General features: G+C 50.7%; 3 protein-coding genes. All 3 read right to left on the bottom strand.

What is annotated here, in order from left to right; translation table 11 throughout:
• Positions 1–309 precede the first annotated feature (309 nt).
• Positions 310–1,128 carry a sulfotransferase family protein gene (locus RGAI101_RS21075; protein ID WP_037230673.1) on the bottom strand — a complete coding sequence of 273 codons (819 nt, stop codon included), beginning with the start codon at positions 1,126–1,128 and terminating at the stop codon, positions 310–312.
• The gene (locus RGAI101_RS21785) at positions 1,125–1,865 is read right to left on the bottom strand and encodes a WbqC family protein (RefSeq protein WP_198133768.1); all 741 of its coding nucleotides are present in this window, start codon (positions 1,863–1,865) and stop codon (positions 1,125–1,127) included. Before RGAI101_RS21785 ends, RGAI101_RS21075 begins: the two co-directional genes overlap by 4 nt.
• Positions 1,862–2,859 (bottom strand): EpsG family protein (locus tag RGAI101_RS21080; RefSeq protein WP_050763287.1); only part of this gene is annotated, 998 nt, incomplete at its 5' end. The genes RGAI101_RS21080 and RGAI101_RS21785, both read right to left, overlap by 4 nt.

A 2,859-nucleotide genomic window follows, 5' to 3' on the forward strand; every position in this document is an offset into this window, starting at 1 on the left:
GCCATGATCTGCGCGTCGCTATATCGTCCATTCTTCATCGTAAATCTCCTCAGTTATCTTGCCGAGAAAATTCTACTTTTGAACACCACTAATTTTAGGGAGGATTACCGTTCAAGCTCGCCTGCTGGGTCAACGGCTTTAGTAGGCTACTGAAAAAGTCCGATGCATCCAGCATTTTCGAAAAAGTGGGTCTAATTTTGCGCCCTCTCGTCGAACTCAGGAGATTTACTTGGCATGAATCGACCAGCTCGACGAAAAGACCTTCCAAAACTATTTTTCAGCAGCGTGTTAGAGGTGAACTATTCGGAACTAATCTAAGAATGTGGCGAGGTCAGTCCCCGAAAGATCTTCGGCGATTTCCTCCGCGATGGCTGGATTCAGCAAGTTTTTCCACCCGTCGTCGCACGCGCGCCGGGCATCTACTCCATAGGGATTGCTCGGATTGTGCCCAGATCCCGCATTGAGAAAATCCCTCGTCTGAGATGACATGTCTAGCCCGCACAGATTGAAGAGTGAGGTAACGGTCGTATCAGAACCCTCCAAGAGATCACTATAACGTATTAGCGTGATCCGGTCGGGATAGACCTTATTTAGGCTCATGAAGATTCGTGTGGCATCCTTCCAGCGGGCATAGCCGTTGAATTCTTCTGGCCGGTCCAAGTTTTTGGATGGAGCCTCTCGCCATTCGTTCTCAATGCTCCAACCCATATCGGCTCTGAACTCGCGGGGAGCACGTAACCATGATGAAATTACGGCTCGCGGATCACGTACGATCAGCACTGCTCTAAGCCGGAGTGCACGTGCCATCAGACGGGGTAGCATATTATGATAGCGGACTTCTTTGTAGACCATATGGGACGGGTTAGACTTGCTGAATCGGGGCAGGCAACCGTTCGCTCGCTTTTCGGCCTGATTGATAAATGAATCGTCGCTTTGCAACAGCTCATCCCAGAGTTGCTCAATTCGCTCAGCATCAGGGTCCTGTCCTAGAAAATCCCTGTAGGCATACGAAAACAAAGGCTGAAACGCGTAATGAACTTGTGGGTGGCTATTGAATATCTCTCCTAGCCAAGTTGTGCCGGATCGAGGCACTCCGTGCAAGGCGATCGGAAGGATAGTGGCTGTCATGGCGCTACATTTCCCTGCTGTGCCATTTCGTATACTACCTCTGGCCGGTTCCACATTAGCGTATCAATCACTGATAAGCTGGGAATAAAATTGCTTCGATTGCCTTGCATATATGTGTCTAGCCGTGGTGTGAGAAATCGCAACTCGATCCCGGATGCCTCAAACGAGGTGGGTTCGTAGAACGCGCGCCCTCCGTCCAGATTGAGATAGCGGCGACCTTCCAGTCTATGCGTCATCGTAATCAACCGCTCTGTTCGACCTTGATTAAAGGTCTCAGGCGAAAAACGGCTTGATCGCTCAAAGTGCGGCGTCAGACCGACATAGCCACAGACCGCACGTATTGATAGACATGCCAAGTCGGCGATGCTGCTGCTCGGAGTGGTTAGTACCTCATTCACCAAAGCGGAAACTTTCTCGATATGTGGCGCACGTGCATAGGTTTCGCGCAAAGAACGAATAAACTTGCCCTGCCACTCGCGCCTAGTGCTTAGAGGTGTGTCTGAGATGCTGCGTGAGGAGGACTGACCCCCTTCTAGTGACACACTGAAACTCTGGACACCGCCGCTGGAAGCTAGCACCTTGTTAGAATTAATCCAGCCTCCCTTGATGAATGAGACATCGTCGTAGAATATAAATGCGTCGGATCTAGCGATAAGCTGGAAGTATCCTAAATAAGGAAATATATAAGGTTGCATAACCGCAACTGTCCGCAGTTGTGTTTTTAGATTTGAATTCATCCTAAAATTGTCCCGTAGGGTAGATAGCATCCTTGAAAATGTCTTGAAAGCTGAGTCCACGCTATAAACAGAACTAGCAACGATAGGTAGGGGGCAATTTTAATTAGCTGTTTGCGCCCTCGTGGATACAGCCACGGCAATGCAGCGTATATCATCAACTGGGGAATGATGAAATAATAGCCGAACCGGTCAGCGATCACCGACGATACTGGCAGTAGCAGACCTAGGCAGATCATGCCCAGTACTAGAAGACTTATAAGTTTATGACTGTGTGGAAGCACGGCTTGCCAATGTCTTGACAGGAAAAACTGGTAGAATAATCCTGTCACCATAAGAAGCCCCACGCGAAAAATTGCGCCGCCCGCATCGGTGTCTGTCGCAATATATCGGGTAGTAGCGATATCAGCAGCTTCTGTGGCCAAAAGTGCAAATACCCCCGGTACCGCCAGTAAAGCGGCTAGTAGCACGTTGCGGAGTGAGTAACGCCCAATAATAAAGGGGCCGAGCAGCGCGAAGATCAAAGCTGAACCGTGGAAGGTCGAAGCTAGCCCCACGAACAGAGCGAAGTGCAGGACCCGCCGGTCGATGAATGCATTGAACGCGAAGCATATCAGACCTATCGCTGCGGCCTGTTTCACAGCCGCCATGGGCATATTCAAAATAAGCACTGGAAAGGCCAAGACCAATACTGCCAGCGGTGCCGGGCTGCGCCGCGCAATGGAGTGCAGTCCGGCGAAGAAGATCGCTGAGGTTATGACGTTGAGCCAGATATAGTCCAACCCCCACAAGTCCATAACCTCCAGCAGCAACCAGTGCGCGGGGTTAGGCTGGGATAAAGCGTCTGCGAAACTAGCAGGCTTCTGCATTTCGAAGTTGATTATGTAGTTTGGCCAATCGCAGCCTACCTCCCAGCGCAGAGCCGAAAACAAGTAAAGCCCCCCCAGCACGAACCAATAAAGCCCGCTAGGCCTGCGCCCGCTGTTGATCAGCCGCA

This window comes from Roseobacter sp. GAI101 (genome assembly GCF_000156335.1).
Taxonomy (GTDB): Bacteria; Pseudomonadota; Alphaproteobacteria; order Rhodobacterales; family Rhodobacteraceae; genus Sulfitobacter.